General features: G+C 72.7%; 22 protein-coding genes and 1 pseudogene. 3 read left to right on the top strand and 20 right to left on the bottom strand.

Going from position 1 to position 23,810, the window contains the following annotated elements; translation table 11 throughout:
- Positions 1–148: 148 nt before the first annotated feature.
- The 4 genes from DY218_RS34310 to cynR all read right to left on the bottom strand — a co-directional run bounded on the left by DY218_RS34310 (position 149) and on the right by cynR (position 4,344).
- On the bottom strand, positions 149–943 hold the full coding sequence (locus DY218_RS34310) for an IclR family transcriptional regulator (protein WP_158574102.1): 795 nt from the start codon (positions 941–943) through the stop codon (positions 149–151).
- Positions 940–2,406: a GuaB1 family IMP dehydrogenase-related protein gene (locus tag DY218_RS23580; RefSeq protein ID WP_128558142.1), complete on the bottom strand. Its 1,467-nt coding sequence runs from the start codon at positions 2,404–2,406 to the stop codon at positions 940–942. Before DY218_RS23580 ends, DY218_RS34310 begins: the two co-directional genes overlap by 4 nt.
- A 188-nt stretch (positions 2,407–2,594) precedes the next feature.
- Complete coding sequence (locus tag DY218_RS23585; RefSeq protein ID WP_128558143.1) at positions 2,595–3,275, bottom strand: GntR family transcriptional regulator; 681 nt, start codon at positions 3,273–3,275, stop codon at positions 2,595–2,597.
- Positions 3,276–3,351: 76 nt separating this feature from the next.
- The gene (gene cynR / locus DY218_RS23590; RefSeq protein WP_128558144.1) at positions 3,352–4,344 is read right to left on the bottom strand and encodes a transcriptional regulator CynR; all 993 of its coding nucleotides are present in this window, start codon (positions 4,342–4,344) and stop codon (positions 3,352–3,354) included.
- Between the two features lie 195 nt (positions 4,345–4,539).
- On the opposite strand from cynR, the gene DY218_RS23595 reads away from it, so the two are divergent.
- A complete protein-coding gene (locus DY218_RS23595) occupies positions 4,540–5,304 on the top strand; it encodes an ankyrin repeat domain-containing protein (protein ID WP_128558145.1) in 765 nt (254 codons plus the stop codon).
- 25 nt (positions 5,305–5,329) lie between these two features.
- Here the strand turns inward: DY218_RS23595 and DY218_RS23600 are convergent, their stop codons facing one another.
- Positions 5,330–5,773, bottom strand: coding sequence for a barstar family protein (locus DY218_RS23600; RefSeq protein WP_128558146.1), 444 nt, complete (start codon positions 5,771–5,773; stop codon positions 5,330–5,332).
- Positions 5,770–6,306: a ribonuclease domain-containing protein gene (locus DY218_RS23605; protein WP_128558147.1), complete on the bottom strand. Its 537-nt coding sequence runs from the start codon at positions 6,304–6,306 to the stop codon at positions 5,770–5,772. Before DY218_RS23605 ends, DY218_RS23600 begins: the two co-directional genes overlap by 4 nt.
- Before the next feature lie 65 nt (positions 6,307–6,371).
- On the opposite strand from DY218_RS23605, the gene DY218_RS23610 reads away from it, so the two are divergent.
- Entirely contained in the window at positions 6,372–7,907 is a 1,536-nt protein-coding gene (locus DY218_RS23610; RefSeq protein ID WP_128558148.1) for an ATP-dependent DNA ligase, read from the top strand.
- Positions 7,908–7,981: 74 nt separating this feature from the next.
- Here the strand turns inward: DY218_RS23610 and DY218_RS23615 are convergent, their stop codons facing one another.
- From DY218_RS23615 to fmt, 5 genes are all read right to left on the bottom strand, one after another.
- Positions 7,982–9,031, bottom strand: a complete 1,050-nt coding sequence (locus tag DY218_RS23615) for a sugar-binding transcriptional regulator (RefSeq protein ID WP_128558149.1) — start codon at positions 9,029–9,031, stop codon at positions 7,982–7,984.
- Positions 9,032–9,129: 98 nt separating this feature from the next.
- Entirely contained in the window at positions 9,130–9,816 is a 687-nt protein-coding gene (gene rpe / locus DY218_RS23620) for a ribulose-phosphate 3-epimerase (protein ID WP_128558150.1), read from the bottom strand.
- A gap of 112 nt (positions 9,817–9,928) precedes the next feature.
- Entirely contained in the window at positions 9,929–10,939 is a 1,011-nt protein-coding gene (locus DY218_RS23625) for a polyprenyl synthetase family protein (RefSeq protein ID WP_128558151.1), read from the bottom strand.
- 220 nt (positions 10,940–11,159) lie between these two features.
- Positions 11,160–12,587 carry an RsmB/NOP family class I SAM-dependent RNA methyltransferase gene (locus DY218_RS23630; RefSeq protein WP_128558152.1) on the bottom strand — a complete coding sequence of 476 codons (1,428 nt, stop codon included), beginning with the start codon at positions 12,585–12,587 and terminating at the stop codon, positions 11,160–11,162.
- 154 nt (positions 12,588–12,741) lie between these two features.
- Positions 12,742–13,674 carry a methionyl-tRNA formyltransferase gene (fmt, locus tag DY218_RS23635; protein WP_128558153.1) on the bottom strand — a complete coding sequence of 311 codons (933 nt, stop codon included), beginning with the start codon at positions 13,672–13,674 and terminating at the stop codon, positions 12,742–12,744.
- A gap of 268 nt (positions 13,675–13,942) precedes the next feature.
- Here fmt and DY218_RS23640 point away from each other — a divergent pair, with 268 nt between their 5' ends.
- Positions 13,943–14,476 (top strand): hypothetical protein, encoded by a 534-nt coding sequence (locus DY218_RS23640; protein ID WP_128558154.1) that lies wholly within the window; start codon positions 13,943–13,945, stop codon positions 14,474–14,476.
- 138 nt (positions 14,477–14,614) lie between these two features.
- Here the strand turns inward: DY218_RS23640 and DY218_RS23645 are convergent.
- From DY218_RS23645 to DY218_RS23685, 9 genes and pseudogenes are all read right to left on the bottom strand, one after another.
- Positions 14,615–14,977: pseudogene (locus DY218_RS23645) on the bottom strand (ATP-binding domain-containing protein); the annotation flags it as partial.
- A gap of 84 nt (positions 14,978–15,061) precedes the next feature.
- Positions 15,062–17,215 carry a primosomal protein N' gene (locus DY218_RS23650; RefSeq protein WP_128558156.1) on the bottom strand — a complete coding sequence of 718 codons (2,154 nt, stop codon included), beginning with the start codon at positions 17,213–17,215 and terminating at the stop codon, positions 15,062–15,064.
- Between the two features lie 138 nt (positions 17,216–17,353).
- Complete coding sequence (gene metK / locus DY218_RS23655) at positions 17,354–18,562, bottom strand: methionine adenosyltransferase (RefSeq protein ID WP_128558157.1); 1,209 nt, start codon at positions 18,560–18,562, stop codon at positions 17,354–17,356.
- Positions 18,563–18,795: 233 nt separating this feature from the next.
- Positions 18,796–20,004, bottom strand: a complete 1,209-nt coding sequence (coaBC, locus tag DY218_RS23660) for a bifunctional phosphopantothenoylcysteine decarboxylase/phosphopantothenate--cysteine ligase CoaBC (protein ID WP_199566837.1) — start codon at positions 20,002–20,004, stop codon at positions 18,796–18,798.
- 92 nt (positions 20,005–20,096) lie between these two features.
- Entirely contained in the window at positions 20,097–20,369 is a 273-nt protein-coding gene (gene rpoZ, locus DY218_RS23665) for a DNA-directed RNA polymerase subunit omega (protein WP_039649019.1), read from the bottom strand.
- A gap of 40 nt (positions 20,370–20,409) precedes the next feature.
- The gene (gmk, locus tag DY218_RS23670; protein ID WP_233521859.1) at positions 20,410–21,042 is read right to left on the bottom strand and encodes a guanylate kinase; all 633 of its coding nucleotides are present in this window, start codon (positions 21,040–21,042) and stop codon (positions 20,410–20,412) included.
- A gap of 38 nt (positions 21,043–21,080) precedes the next feature.
- Complete coding sequence (locus tag DY218_RS23675) at positions 21,081–21,404, bottom strand: integration host factor (protein WP_119288626.1); 324 nt, start codon at positions 21,402–21,404, stop codon at positions 21,081–21,083.
- Between the two features lie 395 nt (positions 21,405–21,799).
- Positions 21,800–22,654 (bottom strand): orotidine-5'-phosphate decarboxylase, encoded by an 855-nt coding sequence (gene pyrF, locus DY218_RS23680; RefSeq protein WP_128558159.1) that lies wholly within the window; start codon positions 22,652–22,654, stop codon positions 21,800–21,802.
- Positions 22,651–23,754 (bottom strand): quinone-dependent dihydroorotate dehydrogenase, encoded by a 1,104-nt coding sequence (locus DY218_RS23685; protein WP_128558160.1) that lies wholly within the window; start codon positions 23,752–23,754, stop codon positions 22,651–22,653. Before DY218_RS23685 ends, pyrF begins: the two co-directional genes overlap by 4 nt.
- Positions 23,755–23,810 lie beyond the last annotated feature (56 nt).

Raw genomic sequence — 23,810 nt, forward strand, 5'->3', positions numbered from 1 at the left:
GTGTCTCCAGGTCCGCCCGACGTGAGCATTGACACATCGAGGGCCGGGCCTCACCCTCCTCGCCGCTCGAGCGAAAAGTTCTTCGACATTTCGAAAGCGGCGGCGGACACCCCCTTGTCCGCAGTCTCCGTCCTCTTCACCCGGAGGCTCAGATGGACCTCGACGTCCTGTACGAGATCGATGTGCCCAAGCCCTGGAACGGCCCGCACCCACACGGGCAGCGCGCCGCCGAACAGCGCGCCTGCCGTGAGGCGGTGGAGCAGATCCGGCTCGCCGACCGGGTGGGCTTCCGGACGGTGTGGGCTGTGGAGCACCACTTCCGTGACACCGCCATGGCGGTGTCCAGGTGGGCGGGCAGCCGTGCTCCGGGGGTGGTGCGATCCAGCCATCCCCGGATCTCCGCCGGTCCCGACCAGGCGAGGAAGACCTGTCCGAGCGGTGGAAGCAGCGGCAGCCGTTGGGCGGCCCAGACCTCGGGCGTACGTACCGACACCCGGCCCTCGACGGCGAGTACGACGATGCTGTCGCCCGCTACCGCGCTCACCACGTAGGCCGCCCCCGACTCCGCGGCGAGCAGCCGCAGTTCGTGCCGCGCCCGGTCCACGACCCGGTGCCGGGTCAGCGCGGCGTGCCCCGCCGCGACCAGGGACATGCCGAGCCCGTACGTCTTGCGCCGGGGATGCCGTACGAGATGGCCGGCGTCGGTCAGGGACTGCAGGACGGACAGCAGCGACGCCAGGTTGATGTCGAGCGCCTGGCTCGACTCGCTGAGCGAGTACGACTGTTCGGGGTGGGCGGCGAAGCGGTCGAGCACGGCGAGTGCGCGGCCGGCGACCAGGGCGGGACGGACCGCGCCCCCGATCGTAAGTGGCGATCGGGGGCGTGGCGAGGTCCATGCCGGGTCGGCGTGGCCGGAGGTGCGGCACAGCTGACGCCGGATCAACTCCAGCTGGCGTGCAGCGGCTTGCCCTCCGCATAGCCCGCGGCACTCTGCACACCGACGACGGCGCGCTCGGCGAACTCCTCGACGGTGTTCGCGCCCGCGTAGGTGCAGGAGGACCGCACCCCGGCGATGATCGAGTCGATCAGGTCCTCCACACCCGGCCGCGCGGGGTCGAGGAACATACGGGAGGTCGAGATGCCCTCCTCGAACAGGGCCTTGCGGGCGCGGTCGTAGGCCGACTCCTCCGACGTGCGGTTGCGCACGGCGCGGGCCGACGCCATGCCGAAGGACTCCTTGTAGAGCCGGCCGTCGGCGGACTGCTGCAGGTCGCCGGGCGATTCGTAGGTGCCGGCGAACCAGGAGCCGATCATCACGTTGGACGCGCCGGCCGCGAGGGCCATGGCCACGTCGCGCGGGTGCCGCACGCCGCCGTCGGCCCACACGTGCTTGCCGAACTTCTTGGCCTCCGCGGCGCATTCGAGCACGGCGGACAGCTGCGGGCGGCCGACGCCGGTCATCATGCGCGTGGTGCACATGGCGCCGGGGCCGACACCCACCTTGATGATGTCCGCGCCGGCCTCGATCAGGTCGCGCACGCCCTGCGCGGAGACCACGTTGCCCGCGACGACCGGCACCTGGGGATCCAGGGCGCGGACCGCCTTGACGGCCGAGATCATGGACTCCTGGTGGCCGTGCGCGGTGTCCACGACCAGGGTGTCGGCGCCGGCCTCGAGCAGCTGCTTGGCCTTGCCCGCCACGTCGCCGTTGATCCCGATCGCGGCGGCGATGCGCAGCTTGCCTTCGGCGTCCAGGGCGGGGGTGTAGAGCGTGGCGCGCAGCGCGGCCTTACGGGTGAGGATGCCGACGAGGCGGCCGTCGGCGTCGACGGCGGGGGCGACCTTGCGGTGCCCGGCGTCGAGCTGGTTGAAGGCCTCGCGCGGGTCGATGTCGGCGTCGATGAGCAGCAGCTCCTTCGACATCACCTCGGAGAGCTGGGTGAAGCGGTCGACGCCGGTCAGGTCGGACTCGGTGACGATGCCGACCGGCCGGCGCTCGGCGTCCACCACCACGCCGGCCCCGTGGGCCCGCTTGGGCAGCAGCGAGAGGGCGTCGCCGACGGTGCCGGTCGGCGCGAGGACGATCGGGGTGTCGAGCACGTGGTGGCGCGTCTTGACCCAGGAGATGACCTCGGTGACGACCTCGATCGGGATGTCCTGGGGGATCACCACGAGGCCGCCGCGGCGGGCCACGGTCTCCGCCATCCGGCGTCCGGCGATCGCGGTCATATTGGCCACGACCAGCGGGATCGTGGTGCCGGTGCCGTCGGGGGCGGACAGGTCCACGCCCTGCCGCGAGCCCACGGCCGAACGGCTCGGCACCATGAATACGTCGTCGTAGGTCAGGTCGTAGGGAACCGGGGACGTGGTGACGTGCTGTCCGGTGCCGGGCTCAAGAAAACGCATAAGTCTCACATTTTCACGCGAAACGGCGCAGGTCACTCCCACGGTGACACAACAAAAGACCCCCGCCGTCGTCTGTTCCTCCAAAGAGGTGCGGGGGCTCCGGTGCCAGGCCATGAAACCTGCCTTACGTCGAGAGCTTACCCGCCGTTGCGCCGTCCGAGCCTGTCGGCGGCGGCCGGGCCTCCCGGCTACTCCTCGGACCTGCCCAGGTGTGCCGAGCGGGCGTCCCGCCCCGACTCCAGGTGGTGGAGCACCAGGGTGTCCACGCGCGGGACGTCGCGCGCCGCGATCGCCTCGTACAGATCCGCGTGCTCCTGGGCGACGGCGAGCAGGTCGTCGTGCTGCCCGAGGACCCAGCGCATCCGGCTGCGCAGCGAACGCTCCAACTCGCTGAGCAGCTCATTGGCCGCGAGCGCGGTGACCTCCTCGTGGAAGTCCGCTGCCGCCCTGCGCGCCTGCACTGCGTCGCCGCGGCGGGCGGCGGCCAGCTCGGCATCGAGTGCCGCACGCAGCCGGTCGAGTCCGGCGCGTGTGCTGCGCTGCGCCGCGAGCCGGAAGGTCAGTGTCTCGAGCGCCCCGCGCACCTCGTCCAGGTCCGCCAGGTCCGTCGCGCTGAACTCCCGTACGACCGCCCAGGTGCGAGGCCGGGGCGTGACCAGGCCTTCCGCCACCAGCGCCTTGAGCGCCTCGCGGACGGGCAGCCGGCTCACCCCGAGCTCGGCGGCCAGCTCCCGCTCCACGAGCCTGCTGCCCGGGCCGCGCTCACCGTCCAGGATCTGGTCGCGGATCCGACGGGTGACCCGGTCGGACTCCGGCTCGAACTCCGGGGCGTCCGTGCCGGTGCCCCCGGCGCCTTCAGTACGTGCCATGCGGTGCATTCTTCCATCGGGCCCGGTGGACCCCGTCGGCCGAGGCCGGCCGGGGACCTCGCACCCGGGGAGCAGGTCAGGCCGGGGCGTATCCGCGGTCGCGGACGACCTCGGCGGCCACGTCCATGAACGCCTCGGCCGCCGGACTGCGGTGGGCGCCGTCGCGGACCAGCAGGACCGCCCGGCGGGCCGGCAGCGGCGGATCGAGCGGGACCGGTCTGAGGCGGGGACGGTCGTCGGTGACGGCATCGGGCAGCACCGTCGCGAGCTCGGGGGTGCACCGCACCAGCTCGGTCAGGGCCTGGATCGAGTCGGCCTGCACGGCGACGGGCGGACTGACGCGCTGCTCGGCGAAGTAGGCGTCAATGTGCTCGCGGGTGGCGAAGTCACCGCTGAGCAGGGCCAGTTGACGCCGCTCCAGTTCTCGTGCGGGCACCGGCCGGGACTCCACCCGACCGGCGTCACCCGCGGTGACGACCAGGCTGAGCGTCTCGGTGAAGAGCGCCCGCTCGGCGATCCCCGCGGCTCGAGCCCCGTCGAGGGCGACACCCGCATCGAGCTCGCCTGCGAGGAGTCCGGCCACCAGGCGCTCCCGGGGCAACTCCTGGACGGTCAGGGCGAGTCCGGGGTGCCGGCGGCGCAGTTCGGCGACGAGCGGGCCGACCAGATACGCCGTGAACGTCGGCGTCACGGCGAGGCGCACCGTCTCACGGGAGAGATCCGCCGCAACCGCCGCATCCGGCACCGCACGATGCGCCGCGCCCCGTACCGCACGATCGGCGACCGACAGATCCCGCAGGGCCCGCCGAGCGTGGTGCGCATAGACCTCGCCCGCGTCGGTGAGCCCGACGTCCCGGCCGCCGCGGTCGAGCAGCTCGGCCCCGACGGCCCGCTCGAGCCGGCCTATCTCCTGCCAGAGAGCCGGCTGCGACATGCCCAGGCCGTCGGCGGCACGCGGGAAGCTGCCGCACTCGGCGACCGCAATGAGACAGCGGAGCTGACGCAGCTCGGGCCCCGTGGCCGGAATCAGTGATGGGTACGGAAGCGCCCCCAGGTCTGTCCTCGTCATGCGGCAACGCTACGAGCCACCACTGACAGTCAGCCCTCACCTGCGAGCGAGCAGACAACCCGACGGACTTTTGGTCGACCATTACCATGGACGTTCCTTCGTGGAAATCGCGCTACTGATCGGGTAGTGCTCCATGACGGGTCATATGGCATACCAAATCACAGACGACTTCCGGCCCAGAAAGGCACACACCCCATGGCCCCACTCCGCGGCACCACCCGCCTGGTCATCTCCCTGGCCGGACTCGCCGTCCTCGCGACGGCCTGCAGCACGCACTCCGACAGCGCCAGGAGCGAGGGCCGCGCAACGTCGGCCACCGGCGAGCCCGCCCCGCCCGCCGACCGGTCCGGCGCCGACAAGGGCGACCCCGCGGCGAGCCGGGACCTGCTCGAGGCCGCACGCACCGGAGACGCGGACGCCGTACGCGAGGCGATCGAGCGGGGCGCGGACCTCGAGACCCGCGACGACCGGCGCCGCACCCCGTTGCTGCTCGCCGCCACCGGCGATCACATCGAGGCCGCCGAGGCCCTCGTGGCGGCGGGCGCGGATCCGGACGCCAGGGACCGGCAGCAGGACACTCCCTGGCTGGTGACGGGCGTGACGGGCAGCGTCCGGATGGCCAGAACCCTGGCGAAGGCCGACCCCGACTACGGCCTCGTCAACCGTTACGGAGGCGTCTCGCTGATCCCGGCGGGCGAGCGCGGCCATGTCGACTACATCCGCGAGGTCACCACCAACCCGGACATGGACGTGGACGTCGACCACGTCAACAACCTCGGCTGGACCGCCCTGTTGGAGGCCGTGATCCTCGGCGACGGCGGCAAGGACCACCAGGAGTCCGTGCGCCTCCTCGTCGACGGAGGTGCCGACACGTCCATCGCGGACGGCTCCGGTACCACCGCGCTGGAGCACGCCGAGGAGCGCGGCTACCGGGAGATCGCCCGCACCCTGCGCAAGTGACGCCCGCAGCGGCAGGACAGCTCGCTCAAGCCACCGTAAGGAGCACCGTCAGCGGCGTCTCACGGGTCCGCCAGTACTCGGACGCCTCGGCCAGGACCTCTCGGGCGACCGCCCAGTCCCGCGGCTGCTCCCGCGCGTACTCGGCCCAGCCGGCCAGGACCAGCACCCGACCCTGCGCCGCGGGAAGCCAGGACAGATCGGTCAGGCAGTCGGCGAGGGCGTCCCAGTTCCGGCCGAACCAGTCGGGCAGGTCGAGTCGCGTCGTACAGCGGTCCATGAAGCCCGCCTTGTCGCGTACGCCCGCGAGGTCGAGGAGCAGCACGGCGCGGCCGGACTCCGCCGCCAGCGCCAGTACGGGCCCCGGATCGCCGGGCGCATCCACCCCGGCGGGCCCGTCCTCGGCACGAGCCCGCCGAAGGTGCTCGCCGCCGCCCCTGCCCGAGGCGCCCGAGCTGCCCGTCTCCGTCATCGCAGGACCGCCTTGAAGGTCTCGTAGTGGTCGTCGGTGTAGTAGATCTCGCCGCCGTCCCCGGTCACGATGCGCCGGGCACCGCGGTCCCGCTCCCCGGGTGTGGGCACGGTGAACTCCCGGTAGTAGCCGCGTCGTTGCTCCGGCAGCAGGCCCTCGAAGTTCCCGAACCGCGAGCCGTCCTTCTCGTACGGGAACGGTCCCTCGGAGTCGATCAGACGCAGCGTCTCCCGCGCCTCACCGGGCAGCTCCCCCACGGTCAAGGTCACAAACCCCTCGGCCCAGTCGGGCACCCGAGCGCCGGCGTCGGGCGCCGCCGAGGAGCTCGCCTCCTGCGTGACCGCACTGCGCCCGCCGTCCTCGTCCCCGGCCGCCGTACAGCCGGCCGCGAGGACCGCGACGAGCAACGCGAGACAGGCGGCGATCAGGGACGGCACACGACCCCACGCGGTACGTGGGCCGGGCCGGGCGGCGGCCCTCCGAGGCTCGCGCGGCAGCCCGTCGGCCTGCACGGTCCGATACCGGTGGCGCATGGGGCCGATGCTGTCACAGGGTCCGAGCCGGTGCGCGCGATGGCGGTCCGAGGGACCATGACGGCATGCTGCTCGCCGACGTGGCCGGGGCCTCCCGGGAGATCGCCGCCACCACCGCACGTTCGCGGAAGGTCGCACTGCTCGCGGAGCTGTTCCGCGCCATGACGCCCGGCGAGGCGCCGCTGGTGGTGAGCTATCTGTCCGGCAGGCTGCCGCAGCGCAGAACGGGGATCGGCTGGACCGCGTTCCGCCGGATGCCGGATCCCGCAGCCGGCGCGTCCCTCACGGTCGAGGAGACCGACGCCGCCTTCGAACGCATCGCGGCCGTCTCGGGCAAGGGTGCGCAGTCCGAGCGCAAACGCATCCTGGACGAGCTGCTCGCCTCGGCCACCCGCGAGGAACAGCGGTTCCTGCTCGGCCTGGTCGGCGGCGAGCTGCGCCAGGGCGCCCTGGACGCCCTGGCCGCGGAGGGCCTCGCCGCCGCGGTGGGCGCGGAGCCCTCGGCCGTACGCCGCGCGGTGATGCTGGCGGGCCGACTGGACACCGTGGCAAGGGCGTTGACGGCGGACGGTGCCGCCGCGCTCGATGCCTTCCGGCTCGATGTCGGCCGCCCGGTGCTTCCGATGCTGGCCAAGTCCGCGAAGGACGTGGACGAGGCGGTCGAACTCCTCGGCGCCTGCGCGGTGGAGGAGAAGCTCGACGGCATCCGGGTGCAGGTGCACCGGGACGGCGACGACGTGCGCATCTTCACCCGTACGCTGGACGAGATCACCGACCGGTTGCCCGAAGTCGTGTCGGCGGCAAGGGAGTTGACGACCGACAGGGCCGTGCTCGACGGCGAGGTGATCGCCCTGGACGAGCGAGGGCGGCCGCAGCCCTTCCAGGACATCGCGGGCCGGGTCGGCTCCCGGCTCGATGTCGCGGGTGCGCAGGCCTCGCTGCCGCTGTACCCCGTCTTCTTCGATCTGCTGTCGGTCGACGGCCGCGATCTGCTCGACGAACCGGCGGCCGAACGCCACGCCCAGCTGGCCCGAGTGACCCCCGAGCCGCGGCGGGTCCGCCACATCGAGATCACCGATCCCGCGGACGGACAGCGGCGGGAGGAGGCGCGCCGCTTCGCCGCGGCCGCCCTCGAACGAGGCCACGAGGGCGTGGTGGTGAAGGGGCTCGACGCCCCGTACAGCGCGGGCCGCCGCGGTGCCTCCTGGCTCAAGGTGAAGCCCGTGCACACCCTCGACCTCGTCGTGCTCGCGGCCGAGTGGGGCCACGGCCGGCGCACCGGCAGACTCTCCAATCTGCATCTCGGCGCCCGCCGGTCCGACGGCACCTTCGCCATGCTCGGCAAGACCTTCAAGGGCCTCACCGACGCCCTCCTGGCCTGGCAGACGGAGCGGCTCGGCGAGTTGGCGGTCGAGGACGACGGCTTTGTCGTACGGGTACGGCCCGAGCTGGTCGTGGAGGTGGCCTTCGACTCCGTGCAGCGCTCCCCGCGCTACCCGGAGGGAGTGACCCTGCGGTTCGCCCGGGTGGTGCGCTACCGCGAGGACAAGACGGCGGCCGAGGCGGACACGGTGGACGCGGTACTCGCCCTGCGCCGGTGAGCGGGCGGCAGAAAGGGGCGGGCACCGAGCCGAGGCCCGCGCCCACCCCCGCGTACGGACGTACGGTGTCCCGCCTACTCCGCCCCGTCCGGGTCCCCCCGGTCAAGGGCGGGCCGGGGAGCCGTCCCCGCCTCCAAGAGGTGGTCGGCGGCCGCCGTGTCGGTGACCAGGCTGGTGACCAGGCCCGACCGCAGGACTGCGTCGATGGCCTCCGCCTTGCGCCGGCCGCCCGCGATGGCCACCACCTCGGGGATCCGGCGCAGCCGGTCCGCCTCGACGGTGATGCACCGCTCCCCCAGGTCGCGCCCGACCCGGCGGCCCTCGGCGTCGAAGAGATGCGCGGACATCTCGGCGGCGACGCCGAGCGAGGCGTAGTGCGCCCGCTCCTCGTCGCTCAGCATGTCGTGCACGGTGGAGATGCCCGGCTCCCAGGAACCGATGGAGACCGCCGCGACCGTGACCTTGTCGAAGTACTCGAAGGCACGGGCGATGCCGGTCTGGTTGCGCAGCGCGGCGGCGGTGGCCGGGTCCGGCAGGAGCATCGGCGCATAGATCGGGTGCGCCTCGCCCCCGGACACCTGGGCCGCGCGGCGGACCGCCTCGACGGAGCCGCGCTCGGCGGTCCCGGCGTCGTACACCCCGGTCAGCTGCACGACCGTGCAGGGCGGCAGCCGGTCCAGCGCGGCCGCCATGTGGATGGTGGAACGGCCCCAGGCGAGGCCGAGTACATCGCCCTCGGTGACGAGCTCGCCGAGCAGGTCGGCCGCCACCTCGCCGAGGTTCTCCGGATCGGGCGACTCCTCCACGTCCTCGGCGGGCGACTCCACGACGACCGCGTGCCTCAGGCCGTACCGCGCCCGCAGGCGGTCGGACCGCTCCGCGTCCAACTCCGCGGGCACCCTGATCTCGATCCGTACGAGGTCACGCTCGAGCGCCGTCTCCAGGACCCGTGCGACCTTGAACCGGCTGACGCCGAACTCCTCCGCAATCTGGATCTTGGACTTGCCCTCGAGGTAGAAGCGGCGGGCCATGGCCGCCGCCTGCACCAGCTCAGCGGGGCCCATCCGAAGGGCTGGCCGACCCGCCGACATGCCAGACACGGCGATCTCCTCACTGCTGTTCACAACTGCTGTTCACAATTTCACTTCGGCTCGCCGTTCATCCTCGCAGATGCGGCAGTACTTGATCAGTCCTGAGGGGCAGCAGTTCACCGAGCCGTGGCTCAGTGGTCGCACGCCCAGGCCGCGGATGCGGTCGTGGCGGCCGCCTTCTCGCGCAGCGCGCGCACCGCGGCCGCGGGGTCGTCGGCCCCGTACACGGCGGACCCGGCGACGAACACGTCCGCGCCCGCCTCCGCGCACCGCTCGATCGTCGCGTCGGACACGCCCCCGTCGACCTGCAGCCACAGCTCCAGCCCGTGCTTCGAGATCAGCTCTCGGGTCCGGCGGATCTTGGGCAGCATGATGTCCAGGAACGCCTGCCCGCCGAAGCCCGGCTCGACCGTCATGATCAGGAGCATGTCGAGCTCGGGGAGCAGGTCCTCGTAGGGCTCGATCGGGGTGGCGGGCTTGAGCGCCATCGAGGCGCGGGCCCCCTTGGCGCGGATCTCCCGGGCCAGGCGTACGGGCGCGGCGGCCGCCTCGGCGTGGAAGGTGACGGAACCGGCGCCGGCCTCGACGAACGCCGGGGCCCAGCGGTCCGGGTCCTCGATCATCAGGTGGCAGTCCAGCGGCGTCGCGGTCGCACGGCTCAGCGACTCCACGATCGGGACCCCGAGGGTGAGGTTGGGGACGAAGTGGTTGTCCATGACGTCGACGTGGAGCCAGTCGGCGCCGTCGACCGCCTGGGCCTCGTCGGCGAGCCGCGCGAAATCCGCGGACAGGATGCTGGGGCTGATCTGAACTGCCATGCCCCAAGCCTGCCATGCCCGCACGCACTTACCACCGCCGGTCACCACCTGCCCCGACGAATCCGACCCCGCGGTCGGACCCGTCGGGGCGGCGCGCCCTGCGCACCGGGGCTCATCCTCCGACGGACACCGCACCCGACCGGGAATCGTCCGGCACCAGGAACGTCTCGGCCGAAAGGTCGACGAGCCCGCGCAACGCCGCCATGTACTGCGGGACACCTCCCAGCTCGTCGAGCAGCCCGTGTGCCGCGCGGCGCCGGACCTCCACGTCCTCACGGAACCGCTCGACGGCACGGGTCCCGAGCAAGGTCCGCAGCACCTCCGCGCGCGCCGCCCCGTCGCCGCGCGCCTCTCCGTACCGCGCCAGGAACTCCGCCGCCGCCCCGGCCGGCAGCCCCTCCACCGCGCAGGCGAGCAGATGGGTGACCGTCCCATTGGCCAGGTCCTCGTGCCGACCGGAGGTGATGTCCTCCTGGTCGTTGAAGAACTGCCAGAGGAGGCCGAAGACGGAGCCGAGCTCCCGCCACAGCTCCACACGCGGGGCCGAGGCGCCGGCCAGCAGGGCGGCCATCGCCGTCACCATCGCGAACGGCGCACCGGACTTGCCCCGGTACACGGCGAGCACCGAGTCCCTGGTGGCGCTCCCCGTGTCGGCGCGCAGATCGCTCAACTGCCCGTCCGCAGCCGCCACCGAGGCCCGCACGAACTCGTCGCACAACCGCGCGCGCAGCGCCTCCGAGCCCGGCAGCTCCCGGATGATCCGCAGCGGCAGCAGCTGGCCACCGACGACCGCGGCCAACTGGGCCTGATCCGCGCCCAGTTCCCCGGGATGCGCCTGCGCGCTGCCGTCCGCCACGTCGTCGAAGTGGCAGGCCGAGATCCACCAGAGCTGATGGACGGCGGACACCGGAACCGCAGGCCGCGGATCACCGGTCTCGGCCGCATGCACGAGCAGCGGGAGCGCCGACAGCGGATACCTGAACGTCCGATGCCCCACGAGTGCGGCCACCGCGGCCCGTACCGGTGACGACTCCGGCCCGAGCAGATCGAGCGCGGCCGTCAACTCCGCGTCGATGTCGGGAGCCAGTCGGCGGTGCAGATCCACGTACGAAAGGGGCTCCACGGAGCAGGCCTCCCACTCGGCGATATGTCGACAGAGCCGCTCGGCCGACCCTCCACACACGAGTGCATCCGAACACACGAGTGCATCCGAGTGCATCGCAGGCACCGACGCCACAGCCGCACAATTCGAACAGTCGTGGCACCTGTGGAGCCAGAGCGTTTTTCGACCACGAATGCGGGGCGAGCGCCTGGTCGGTCGCGTCGTCCGAGGTGCTGCGCCGCTACGCCGTGCGCCGGATCAGCGCGAGGTACATCGCGTCCGTACCGTGCAGATGCGGCCAGAGCTGGATGTCCGGTCCGTCGCCGAGGGCCGGAACACCCGGCAAGTACGGGCGGGCGTCGAGGAGTTCGGTGTCGTCCCTCGCCCGAAGCACGTCGTCGACGACCGCCCGCGTCTCCGCGAGGTGCGGCGAGCAGGTGGCGTACCCGACGACACCGCCCGGGCGCACGGCCGCCAGTGCCTCGGTGAGCAGCGCACGCTGCAGCGGCGCGAAGCCGTCGAGGTCCTCGGGCCTGCGGCGCCAGCGGGCCTCCGGGCGGCGGCGCAGCGCACCGAGGCCGGTGCACGGCACGTCCACCAGGACCCGGTCGAAGGTGCCGGGCCGCCAGGCCGGACGCGTCCCGTCGGCGGCGATCACCTGGTACGGGCCCGGGTTCCCCTGCAGGGCCTGGCGTACGAGTCCCGCGCGGTGCGGCTGCTTCTCGGAGGCGACGAGCAGGGCGCCGCGCTCGGCGGCGAGCCCGGCGAGCAGCGCGGCCTTGCCCCCGGGGCCCGCGCAGCCGTCCAGCCAGCGCCGGTCGGGCCCCTCGACGGGTGCGGCGGCGAGCGCGAGGGCGACCAGCTGGCTGCCCTCGTCCTGCACTCCGGCGAGCCCGTCGCGCACCGCGTCCACCGCCCCCGGTTCGCCTCCCTCGGCCAGGCGTACGGCCAGCGGGGACCAGCGTCCGGGCAGCGCGGCTCCGGCGCCCGCGGAGGTCAGCAGCTCCTCGGCCGTGGTGCGGCCGGGGCGGGCGACCAGGGTGACCTCGGGCCGTTCGTTGTCCGCCTCGAGCAGGTCCTCGATGCCCGCACGGGGACCACCGAGGGAGTCCCACAGGGCGGAGACGATCCAGCGCGGATGGGAGTGGACGACCGCGAGATGGTCCTCGGGGTCGTCGTCCCAGGACGGCGCCACCCGGTCCAGCCAGCCGTCCAGGTCGTGGGCGGAGACCTTGCGCAGTACGGCGTTCACGAACTTGGCACGGCCGTCGCCGAGGACGACCCTGGCCAGCTCGACGCTGGCCGAGACGGCCGCGTGGGTCGGGATCCGGGTGCCCAGCAATTGATGCGCACCGAGGCTCAGCACGTCGAGCACCGGCGGGTCCACCTCGCGCAGCGGGCGGTCGATGCAGGCCGCGATGACCGCGTCGTAGGTGCCCTGCCTGCGCAGTGTGCCGTAGACGAGTTCGGTGGCGAGAGCGGCGTCACGGGCGTCGAAGTCGCCCTTGTCGCGGGCCTTGCGGAGCAGCGGCGGGAGCACCAGATTCGCGTAGGCGTCCCGCTCGTCCACCGCGCGCAGCGCCTCGAAGGCCAGGATGCGCACCGGGTCCTTCTGCGGACGGCGGTACGGCTTGGCCGGCTTGCGGGGGCGACGCTGCTGGTCAGACACGAAAAAGGTGCTCCGGATCCTGGATGTACTGGCCCGTCAAGGCTAACGGGTGGCGCACCGCCGGCCACCTCCGCACCGTCGCCGTACGCCCGCGGGCGCGGCACCTCGCCAGGTCGCGTACGCCCCGTGTCCCGTACGCCGCCGCCCGGTACCGTCAGTCGCCGAGCGTCTCCCCCGCGGCGATCCGCACCCCGCGCGCCCAGTCCGCCGCACGCATCGGCTTCTTGCCCTGCGGCTGCACCCAGAGCGGCTCGACGGCGTGCGAGCCGGTGCCGACGTACACGTTGTTCTTGCCCGCCTCGAGCTGCCCCGGCGCCAAGTCGGTCCGGTCGGCGAGGAGTTGGGCGGACACGATCTTCAGTCGCTCGCCGCGGAACACCGTCCAGGCGCCCGGCGCGGGAGTGCACCCACGCACCACCCGGTCCACCCGAAGCGCGGGCGCCGACCAGTCGATCCTGGCGTCCTCCACGGTGATCTTCGGCGCGAGCGAGATCCCGTCGGCGGGCTGCGGCACGGCCTGCAGGCTGCCGTCCTCGATGCCGTCCATGGTCGCGGCGAGCAGCCCGGCGCCCGCGAACGCGAGCCGTGTGAGCAGGTCGCCGCTGGTGTCGGTGGCGCGGACCTGCTCGGTGACGGTGCCGTAGACCGGGCCGGAGTCGAGCCCCTCCTCGATCAGGAAGGTGGACGCCCCGGTGATCTCGTCGCCCGCCATCACCGCGTGCTGCACGGGGGCCGCACCGCGCCAGGCCGGCAGCAGCGAGAAGTGCAGATTGACCCAGCCACGGGCGGGCACATCGAGCGCGACCCTGGGGAGCAGCGCACCGTACGCCACGACGGGACAGCAGTCCGGGCCGATCTCACGGAGCCGGGCCAGGAAGTCCTCGTCGCGCGGACGCGCCGGCTTGAGCACCTCGATGCCCGCGTCCTGGGCGCGCTCGGCCACGGGGCTCGCCACCAGGCGGCGACCGCGCCCGGCCGGTGCGTCGGGGCGGGTGACGACGGCTGCCACCTGGTGCCGGTCGGAGTCGATCAGGGCATCAAGGGCGGGGACGGCGACCTCGGGGGTGCCTGCGAAGACCAGCTTCATCGGTGGGCGTCTGCCTCTCGGGCGGGGTACGGGGCGAGCAGCGCACCAGTCTATGGGCCGCATCCGGCAGTTGTACGGGACGGCCTGGCGGCCCCATCGGAGGCGGGCACCAGGGGGCGTGGGATGCGCCGTGCGCCCCGCACATATGCCCACACGCCCCCGCACCGTGACCAGATCGACGGGTGGCGCGTTGGTCAAGAAAGAGTTGACCCCGTGGGCCGCATGTACGGCCCTCTTCCTTTTCAACGCCGGTTCGAGAGGCTTGTTCATGGCCGACCACGCAACCCACGACGCCCAGGCACGGGCCAGCCTGCACCTCCTGGTGCGGGACATCGAGCGGGTCCGCCGGCAGGTGGACGCACTGCGCACCCTCACCGCCCAGCTCGGCAACGTCTACCGACCGCGCCGCTCCGGACCCTCGACAGGATTCGTCGTCTACGGGCGGGCCCCCGCGCCGACCGTCCGTCTCGCCCAGGAACTGCGCGACAGCGTGGAGACCTTGGTGACGGCGGCCGTCGACTTCGACCGCTCCCTCGGCTTCTCGTGGGACGCGGTGGGTTCCGCGCTCGGTGTCACCAAGCAAGCGGTGCACCGCCGGTACGGCGCCCGGCGCGCCACCACCCAGGCCGCGGCCGAGGCCGAGCGGGCCACCCAGGGCGCGACCCGTCCGGTCTCCGTCGCGGGCACTCCGCTGCCGTCGGTGCCCGCGGCCCGCGCCATGCCGACCCAGCCGACGGCGGGCAGTCCCGCCCTGCGCGAGGAGGCCCGCCCCGGGGCTTTCCCCGGCCCGCGCCACGGCTGACCCCACACGGCGCCCGGATCCCGGGCCACCTGCCCGGCAGCAGCCGCCGACTCTGCTCGCCCGCCCCTGATCCGGCCGCACGGATGCCCCCGCTTCCTCCTGGCGGGGGCATCGGCCTGTCGGCTCCCGATTCATGGCTCAGCGGCCACTGCCGGCGCTCATGCCGGGACCGGCGCGCCGCAGTGCCGGCGGCAAGGGCTCACGGTGGACGATGCGCAGACTCGACACGGCTCGGGTGATCGCCACATAGAGCCGGTTCAGACCGCGGGCCTCGGCCCGGACGATCGCTGCGGGCTCCACGACGACCACGTGGTCGTACTCGAGCCCCTTCGCCGCCGACACCGGGACGACCGTGACGCGTGCGCCGAGCGTCTCCGGTCCTCCCGCCTCGACCCCGGCCGCACGCAGGGCCTCGCCCAGCCCCGGGGCGACCTCGTCGGAGGCGATCACACCGATGGAGCCAGCCGACTCCAGCGCAGAACGTACAGCCGCGATGGTCGCAGCGACCGGCTGCCGTTCGGATCCGATGCCGAATGCAACGCCTCGGCAGCCGCAGGCAGTTCGGCGCGGCGGGCGGCGCTCGGGTCAGCCGATGTCCGGTGGATCGATTCTGATCCGGACCGTGTCACCGTCCGCCCGGCTGTTCCGCGCCATCCGCGCGGCCTGCGCCGTCTTCAGTGCGGCGGCCAAGGCCGCCCCCCGGCCGGGCGGCACCCGCACCAGCACCCTCTCCCACCGCTCACCGACCGGCGGCCCTCCGACACGGACCGGCCGCCCGGGCTCGGCCACCGGCAGCGGCACCGGGCCCAACACCTCCGCCTCCCCCGGCAGTTCGGCCGCGGCCAGGAACTCCGCGAGCGCCTCCGGCCTCCCGGACACCGCGGCCATCCGCGACACCGGTGGGAACCCGAGCTCCGCCCGGTCCGCCAGCTCACGCACCGCGTGGCCCACCGGGTCCCAGCGCACCAACGCCTGCACCGGCCGAAGCGACGGCTCCGCCACCACCACGACCGTGCCGCCCTCGCTCTGCGGCCGTACCAACGACGCCGCCCCTGTCCAGCGGCGCAGCGCCTCCTCCCCGGCGCGCAGATCGGGCCTGCCGAGCATCGCCCAGCCGTCGAGCAGCAGCGCGGCCGCGTAACCGCCCTCGGCGACGGGCTCGGCCCCCGGCGTCGACACCACGAGCGCGGGGACACCGGGCACCGTGTCGAGCACCTGCTCACGTCCCGACGTCCGCACCGGCACCGCCGGGAACGCACGCCCGAGCTCCTCCGCGGTCCGCCGCGCCCCCACCACCTGGGCCCGCAGCCGGAAGCCGCCGCACTCCGGGCAGTGCCAGTCGCTCTCGCCCTGCCCGCACCAGCCGCAGCGCAGCGGCCCCGCGTCCCGCGCCTCGAGCGGTCCGGCGCAGTGCCGGCAGCGGGCCGGCGCACGGCAGCGGTCGCAGGCGAGCCGCGGTACGTAGCCACGCCGCGGGACCTGCACCAGTACGGGCCCGAGCTCGAGGCCCTTGCGCACCGTCTGCCAGGCGAGGGTGGGAAGCCGGGCCGCCCGGGCCGCCTCGTCCCGCGCCAGGTCGCCGTCCCCGACGGTCCTCACCAGCGGTGCCGCGGCCCGGACTTGGGGCCGCGCGGCCACCAACGGCCGGGCCCAGCCGCTCTCCACGAGCTGCGCGGCCTCCACCGTGCAGCTCTGGCCGCCGGCCAGGAAGGCGCATCCGTCCAGCGCGGCGCGCAGTTGCAGCACTTCGCGGGCGTGCGGCTGCGGCGCGTGCAGTTCGCTGTGGCTGCCGTCCCCGTCGTCCCAGATCGCCACCAGACCGAGGTCCTGCACGGGTGCGAACATCGCGGCCCGGGTGCCGACCACGGCCCGCACGGAGCCCCTGCGGACCGCCAGCCACTCGCGGTACCGCTTCTCCGGCCCGGCGTCGGCGGTGAGCAGCGCATGCCGTCCGGCACCGAGCAGCCCGGTCAGCGCACCGTCGACGCGCGCGGCGGCCCGTCCGTCCGGGACGACCACCAGGGCGCCGCGCCCCGAGGCCAGCGTCGCGGCCACGGCCCTGGCCAACTCCTCGGCCCAGTACGGCCCCGGCAGTGCGTTCCACACCGCACGGGGGGAGGCGCCGCGGGACAGGGCGTCCAGGAACTCCGGCCCGTTCTCGTACCGCTCGAAGGTGCCGGGCTCGGGGGGCGCGGGCGGAGGCAGGGGCTCCGGTGAGGGCTTCCGCTCGGCGCGGGCGTTGCGCGGAGGCACGGCGAGCTGCAGCACATCGGCGAGGCTGCCCGCGTACCGGTCGGCGACGGCGCGGGCGAGCCCGAGCAGCTCGGGCCCCAACACCGGCTCCGGCGAGACGACTTGGGCGAGCGCGGCGAGCGGCCCCGAGTAGTCCGACTCGGCCCGGCGCTCGATGAGGAAGCCGCTGATCAGGCCGCCGCCCTCACGGCGCCCGCCGTGCACCTGGTGCCGGCCCGCGCCGAAGCGGACGCGGACACGGACGCCCGGCTGCGCGTCGGCGTCGAGCTCCGCGGGGACCGCATAGTCGAAGTAGCGGTCGAGATGGAGCACGCCCTTGTCCACCAGGACGCGGGCGACCGGCAGTTCGGCCGCCACGTCCGCGCCGCGCCAGGTCCGCGGCTTGGCCCGCGGCACCTTGGCCCGGCGCACGGACTCGCGGATGAGCGCAAGCTGCTCGGGCGGCGCCGCCGCGTCGCCCTCCCGGTCCTCGTCCTCGCTGCTCACAGCCCCATCCCTATCAGACGCCTCCGACAACGGCCCCGGGCCGCATGCCGGTCGCGACAGCACGAAGCCCCCTGCCACCACGCGGCAGCAGGGGGCGTACGCAATGACGCGACGAACGACGCGATGACGCGCCGGGTGCTACACGCCGACAGCGGCCCGCAGGGCGTCGACCCGGTCGGTGCGCTCCCAGGTGAAGTCCGGGATGGCCCGCCCGAAGTGGCCGTACGCAGCGGTCTGCGCGTAGATCGGCCGCAGCAGGTCCAGGTCACGGATGATCGCCGCGGGACGCAGGTCGAAGACGCTGGAGATGGCGGCCTCGATCTTGTGCACATCCACCGTGGCCGTGCCGAAGGTCTCGACGAAGAGGCCCACCGGCTCGGCCTTGCCGATCGCGTACGCGACCTGCACCTCGCAGCGGGCCGCGAGTCCGGCCGCCACCACGTTCTTGGCGACCCAGCGCATCGCGTACGCGGCGGAGCGGTCGACCTTGGACGGGTCCTTGCCGGAGAAGGCACCGCCGCCGTGCCGGGCCATGCCGCCGTAGGTGTCGATGATGATCTTGCGGCCGGTCAGCCCCGCGTCACCCATCGGTCCGCCGATCTCGAAGCGGCCGGTGGGGTTGACGAGCAGCCGGTACCCGTCGGTGTCCAGCTTGATGCCGTCGTCGAGCAGCGCCTTGAGCTCGGGCTCGACGACGAACTCGCGGATGTCCGGGGCGAGCAGCGAGTCCAGGTCGATGTCGCTGGCGTGCTGCGAGGACACCACGACGGTGTCGAGCCGGACCGCCTTGTCACCGTCGTACTCGATGGTGACCTGGGTCTTGCCGTCGGGGCGGAGGTAGGGGATGGTGCCGTTCTTGCGGACGTCCGAGAGGCGCTTGGACAGCCGGTGCGCGAGGTGGATCGGCAGCGGCATCAGATCGGGGGTCTCGTCGGAGGCGTACCCGAACATCAGGCCCTGGTCGCCCGCGCCCTGCTTGTCCAGCTCGTCCTCATCGCCCTCGACCCGCTTCTCGTACGCGGTGTCGACGCCCTGCGCGATGTCCGGCGACTGGGCGCCGATCGACACCGAGACGCCACAGGAGGCCCCGTCGAAGCCCTTCTTCGACGAGTCGTACCCGATGTCGAGGATCTTCTCGCGCACCAGCTGCGGGATGGGCGCATAAGCCTTGGTGGTGACCTCGCCGGCCACATGCACCAGGCCGGTGGTGATCAGCGTTTCCACGGCCACACGGGAGGACGGGTCCTCCCGGAGCAGCGCGTCGAGGATGGTGTCGCTGATCTGGTCAGCGATCTTGTCGGGGTGACCTTCGGTCACGGACTCCGAGGTGAACAGACGACGGGACACAACGCTCCCTGGGGTTGCAGCGGCTGCTGGCTGATCATTGACGGAACCGACCGGGAGCTGCGCCCGGCAAGTTCCGTGACCAGTTTATCGGTCGCTTCCGGCCACTGGGCGCTGCGTCTCGCTTCCTGGAAGCCCTGTGACCTGCGGCACGGCATTCTCCGGTACGAAGATACGTCGGCGCCAGAGGGCGGTGCCCCAAATCCCGTGATTTGGGGCGCCCGGAGGGGCGAAAGTCACCCGCGGTCGATCCGTTCGACGACCAGATCCCACACGGTGTCCGCGAGTCCTTCCTTGGGGCCGTACGGCACCGGGGTCTCGCTGCCGTCCGCGCCGAGCACCACGGCCTCGTTCTCCTCCGAGCCGAAAGTCTTGCGCTCGCCGACCTCGTTCACCACGAGCAAGTCGCAGCCTTTGCGCCGCAGTTTGGCCCGACCGTTCACGAGAACTTCATCCGTCTCCGCGGCGAAGCCCACCACGACCTGACCGGCCCGCGGACGCTCCGCCGCCACCTCGGCGAGGATGTCGGGGTTGCGGGTCAGGGCGATGGGATCGGGCTCCTGCCCGTCCTTCTTCTTGATCTTCCCGGCGGCGTACTGCGTGGGCCGGAAGTCGGCCACGGCGGCGGCCATGACCACGGCGTCCGCGTCGGTGGCGGCCTTCAGGACGGCCTCGCGGAGCTGTACCGCGGTGCCCACGTGCACGACGTCGACGCCGGCCGGGTCGGCCAGCGCGGCATTGGCCGAGAGCAGGGTGACCCGGGCTCCGCGGGCGGCGGCGGTGCGGGCGAGCGCGTAGCCCTGCTTGCCCGAGGAGCGGTTGCCGAGGAAGCGGACGGGGTCGAGGGGCTCGCGGGTGCCGCCGGCACTGATCACCACATGCCGTCCGGCGAGGTCCGCCTCAGCCGTGCCGCGGGCGAGGACCCGGCGGCAGATCTCGAAGATCTCCGCGGGGTCGGGCAGCCTGCCCTTGCCGGTGTCGACGCCGGTCAGCCGGCCGACGGCGGGCTCGACGACGATCGCACCGCGGCGGCGCAGGGTGGCGACGTTCTCCCGGGTGGCCGGGTGCTCCCACATCTCGGTGTGCATGGCGGGGGCGAAGACGACCGGACATCGGGCGGTGAGCAGGGTGTTGGTGAGCAGGTCGTCGGCCATGCCGTGGGCGGCCCTGGCGAGCAGGTCGGCGGTGGCCGGGGCGATCACCACCAAGTCGGCGTCCTGGCCGATCCGCACGTGCGGGACCTCGTGCACGTCGTCCCAGACCTCGGTGGACACGGGATGGCCGGAGAGCGCCGACCAGGTCGCGGCGCCGACGAAGTGGAGCGCCGAGTCGGTGGGGACGACGCGCACGTCATGACCGGACTCGGTGAGGCGGCGAAGGAGCTCGCACGCCTTGTACGCGGCGATCCCGCCGCTGACCCCCAGAACGACCTTCGGCTTGTCCACTGCCTCTCCCCTGCTGGCGAACCGTATCCACTCATGAGACACCACAGGCCCGGCGGTTGTTCCGCCGGGCCTGTGGCCGAGATCCTGCTGCGCTACTGGGCCGGGCCCTCGATGGCCTCGGACGTCAGCAGACCCGCGTTGATCTCACGGAGCGAGATCGAGAGCGGCTTCTCGTGGACATGGGTGTCGACCAGCGGACCGACGTACTCGAGGAGGCCCTCGCCGAGCTGCGAGTAGTACGCGTTGATCTGGCGGGCACGCTTGGCCGCGTAGATCACCAGGCTGTACTTCGAGTCGGTGGCTTCGAGGAGCTCGTCGATCGGCGGGTTGATGATGCCCTCGGGCGCGGTGATGGAAGAGGACACGCTCTACCTTCCGAAAGGGGGGAAATGACCAGAGAACTGATCAGTCAACGTTCATCAAGGCTAGCAGCTCGCGGGAGACGTCCCCGACGGAGGTGTTGACCAGGGTGGTGTCGAACTCCGCCTCGGCCGCGAGCTCCACGCGTGCGGCCTCGAGACGCCGCTCGACGACCTCGGGTGCCTCCGTGCCGCGGCCGGTGAGCCGGCGCACCAGCTCCTCCCAGCTCGGCGGTGCGAGGAAGACGAGCTGAGCCTCCGGCATGGACTCCCGGACCAGGCGGGCGCCCTGCAGATCGATCTCGAGCAGGACGGGCTCGCCGTTCTCCAGGCGCTCGGCGACGGCGCGGCGGGGTGTGCCGTAGCGGTTGCCCGCGAACTCGGCCCACTCCAGGAGCTCGCCGTTGGCGATGAGCTTGTCCATCTCCTCGTCGGAGACGAAGAAGTAGTGGACGCCGTGCTGCTCGCCGGGGCGGGGCGCCCGGGTCGTCGCCGACACCGAGAGCCAGACCTCGGGATGCGCCTTGCGCAGATGCGCGACGACCGTGCTCTTGCCGACCCCTGAGGGGCCGGAGAGCACGGTCAGCCGCGGACGCGAGTCCTGGGGGGCGGGATCCGCCCCCTGGGACGCCACTGCCGGGGGTGCGGGGGTTTCCCCCCGGGATGTTGCTGCTGCCATGCAGCGATTATCCAGGTTCGCGGGAGTGCCCGGGACCGTCAGGCGGCCGTCGAGCCGAACTCACGCTCCAGGGAAGCGATCTGGTTGGACCCGAGACCCCGCACGCGGCGGCTCTCGGAGATGCCCAGACGCTCCATGATCTGCTTGGCGCGGACCTTGCCCACGCCAGGCAGGGACTCCAGGAGTGCGGAGACCTTCATCTTGCCGATCACATCGTTCTCCTGGCCCTGCTTGATCACCTCGTGCAGGGAGGCACCGGAGTGCTTGAGTCGATTCTTGACCTCGGCCCGCTCCCGGCGAGCCGCGGCGGCCTTTTCGAGCGCGGCTGCGCGCTGTTCAGGGGTAAGGGGCGGAAGAGCCACGCCTACGTCACCTCGGTAGTCGAACTGTCGGATACGGACCGGTGAGGAACCTAGTCGCCCCACACCTGGGGAGCAACGAGCAACGCGTACCCGACCTCCCCCATGGGATGAAGGGCGTGGGCGGTGCCCCCACCCGACGGAGACTAGCGGCCAAGACCTCTCCAGTCAGCGAGAACAGCGGAAAAGTCCTGGTCAGCCTGCGCCGAACTGTACATAACCGGCAAAACGCACGAGTTTTCGGCCCGGAGAGCGGGTCCCGTGGCCCATGCACGCTGTACCTCATCACCGCAGAACGCGAAAGACCGCCTTCCCGGTGCCTGTTTCGAACGCATCCGGCTCCGAGGGCGGTCCTCCGTATCGCGGCCCGTGAATCGCCGCTCGCCGCGGGCCGCGGGTCAGTTCGCGACGGCCGTACGCACCTCGTCGGCGAAGCGCGCGGCCGCGTCCCGGAGCGCGCCGGTGTCCGGGCCCGCCGTCAGCACGCCGCGGCTGACGGCCGGCACCACGTTCCGTACCGAGTCGCCGAAGACGCCGGGCAGATCGGCCGGCGTCGCGCCCTGGGCACCGATCCCGGGAGCGAGCAGCGGGCCGTTGATGGCGAGATCGGCGCGCGCGTCGCCGAGGGTCGCGCCGACGACGGCACCCACCGAGCCGAGCGGTGCGGCCCCCGCGTTCTCGGCTGCCATGTGGTCGAGCATGACCTGAGCCAGCGATCCGCCGCCCGCGGCGGTGGCGCGCTGCACCTCGGCTCCCTCCGGATTGGAGGTGAGCGCCAGGACGAAGACACCCGCGCCGGAGACGGCCGCCGCGTCGAGCGCCGGCCGCAGGGACTCGAAGCCCAGGTACGGGGAGACGGTGAGCGCGTCCGAGAACAGCGGCGAGTCCTTGTCCAGGAAGGCCGCCGCGTACGCCCCCATCGTCGAGCCGATGTCGCCGCGCTTGGCGTCCATCAGGACGAGTGCTCCGGCGGCCCGCGCCTCCTCGACGGCCTTCTCCAGGACGGCGATGCCGCGCGAGCCGAAGCGCTCGAAGAACGCGGACTGCGGCTTGAGCACGGCGACCCGGTCGGCGAGGGCCTCCACGCAGGTGCGGGTGAAGCGCTCCAGACCTGCGATGTCGTCGCTCAGGCCCCAGGCCTGGAGCAGCGAGGCGTGCGGGTCGATGCCCACGCACAGCGGGCCCCGGGTGTCCATGGCGTGGCGGAGGCGGGCACCGAACGGTTCGGGTGCGGTGATGGCGGACGAGGTCATACGGCGGCCTTTCGGGTGTCGGCGCCGACCGCGTCGGCGAGCGTGGCGTACGGGCTGGTGCGCAGCCGGGCGGCGAGGCCCTTGTGCATCGCGCGCATCCAGCAGGGGCCCTCGTAGATGAAGGCGCTGTAGCCCTGGACCAGGGTGGCGCCGGCCAGGATGCGCTGCCAGGCGTCCTCGGCGTTCTCGATCCCGCCGACACCGATCAGGGTCAGATCGTCGCCCACGCGCGCGTACAGACGCCTGAGTACTTCGAGGGAGCGTTCCTTGAGTGGGGCGCCGGACATTCCGCCGGTCTCCTCGGTCAGGGACGGCTCGGAACGCAGGCCCTCGCGGGAGATCGTGGTGTTGGTGGCGATGATTCCGTCGAGGCCGAGTTCGACGGCGAGGTCGGCCACCGCGTCGATGTCCGCGTCGGCCAGATCGGGGGCGATCTTGACCAGGAGCGGCACACGGCGGTCGGTCACGGTGCGGTCTGCTGCCTCGCGTACGGCGGTGAGCAGCGGGCGGAGGGACTCGGTGGCCTGGAGGTTGCGCAGGCCGGGGGTGTTGGGCGAGGAGACGTTGACGACGAGGTAGTCGGCGTACGGGGCGAGGCGCTCGGCGGACTTGACGTAGTCGGCGGCGGCCTCGGCCTCCGGGACGCTCTTGGTCTTGCCGATGTTGACGCCGACGGCCGCCTTGAAGACGGGCCTGCGGGTGCGCAGGCGATCGGCGACGGCCGCGGAGCCCTCGTTGTTGAAGCCCATCCGGTTGATCAGGGCGCGGTCGGGGATCAGGCGGAACAGGCGCCGCGGCGGGTTGCCCGGCTGTGCCTCGCCGGTGACGGTGCCGATCTCGACGTGGTCGAAGCCGAGCATGGTCATGCCGTCGATGGCGACGGCGTTCTTGTCGAAGCCGGCGGCGAGCCCGAAGGGGCCGTGCATCCGCAGGCCGAGCGCCTCGGTGCGCAGCTCCTTGAAGCGCGGCGCGAGGAACGCGGCGACGAAGGTGCGCAGCACGGGGACACGGGCCGCGAACCGGATCCAGGCGAAGGCGAGGTGGTGGGCCTTCTCGGGGTCCATCCGCTTGAAGACGGTGGTGAAGAAGAACTGGTACATGGTGGCTGTCCTTGAGGAACCTCATGAAGAGGGGGACACCGTTTCCGGTGTCCCCC

Source organism: Streptomyces triticagri (genome assembly GCF_003429565.1).
Classification (GTDB): domain Bacteria; phylum Actinomycetota; class Actinomycetes; order Streptomycetales; family Streptomycetaceae; genus Streptomyces; species Streptomyces triticagri.

What these genes read in the sequence shown, in the direction of transcription:
- DY218_RS23580 (WP_128558142.1), bottom strand. Translation starts at nt 2,406, where the DNA reads ATGCGTTTTCTTGAGCCCGGCACCGGACAGCACGTCACCACGTCCCCG.
- DY218_RS23585 (WP_128558143.1), bottom strand. Translation starts at nt 3,275, where the DNA reads ATGGCACGTACTGAAGGCGCCGGGGGCACCGGCACGGACGCCCCGGAG.
- cynR (WP_128558144.1), bottom strand. Translation starts at nt 4,344, where the DNA reads ATGACGAGGACAGACCTGGGGGCGCTTCCGTACCCATCACTGATTCCG.
- DY218_RS23595 (WP_128558145.1), top strand. Translation starts at nt 4,540, where the DNA reads ATGGCCCCACTCCGCGGCACCACCCGCCTGGTCATCTCCCTGGCCGGA.
- DY218_RS23600 (WP_128558146.1), bottom strand. Translation starts at nt 5,773, where the DNA reads ATGACGGAGACGGGCAGCTCGGGCGCCTCGGGCAGGGGCGGCGGCGAG.
- DY218_RS23605 (WP_128558147.1), bottom strand. Translation starts at nt 6,306, where the DNA reads ATGCGCCACCGGTATCGGACCGTGCAGGCCGACGGGCTGCCGCGCGAG.
- DY218_RS23610 (WP_128558148.1), top strand. Translation starts at nt 6,372, where the DNA reads ATGCTGCTCGCCGACGTGGCCGGGGCCTCCCGGGAGATCGCCGCCACC.
- rpe (WP_128558150.1), bottom strand. Translation starts at nt 9,816, where the DNA reads ATGGCAGTTCAGATCAGCCCCAGCATCCTGTCCGCGGATTTCGCGCGG.
- fmt (WP_128558153.1), bottom strand. Translation starts at nt 13,674, where the DNA reads ATGAAGCTGGTCTTCGCAGGCACCCCCGAGGTCGCCGTCCCCGCCCTT.
- DY218_RS23640 (WP_128558154.1), top strand. Translation starts at nt 13,943, where the DNA reads ATGGCCGACCACGCAACCCACGACGCCCAGGCACGGGCCAGCCTGCAC.
- gmk (WP_233521859.1), bottom strand. Translation starts at nt 21,042, where the DNA reads ATGGCAGCAGCAACATCCCGGGGGGAAACCCCCGCACCCCCGGCAGTG.
- pyrF (WP_128558159.1), bottom strand. Translation starts at nt 22,654, where the DNA reads ATGACCTCGTCCGCCATCACCGCACCCGAACCGTTCGGTGCCCGCCTC.
- DY218_RS23685 (WP_128558160.1), bottom strand. Translation starts at nt 23,754, where the DNA reads ATGTACCAGTTCTTCTTCACCACCGTCTTCAAGCGGATGGACCCCGAG.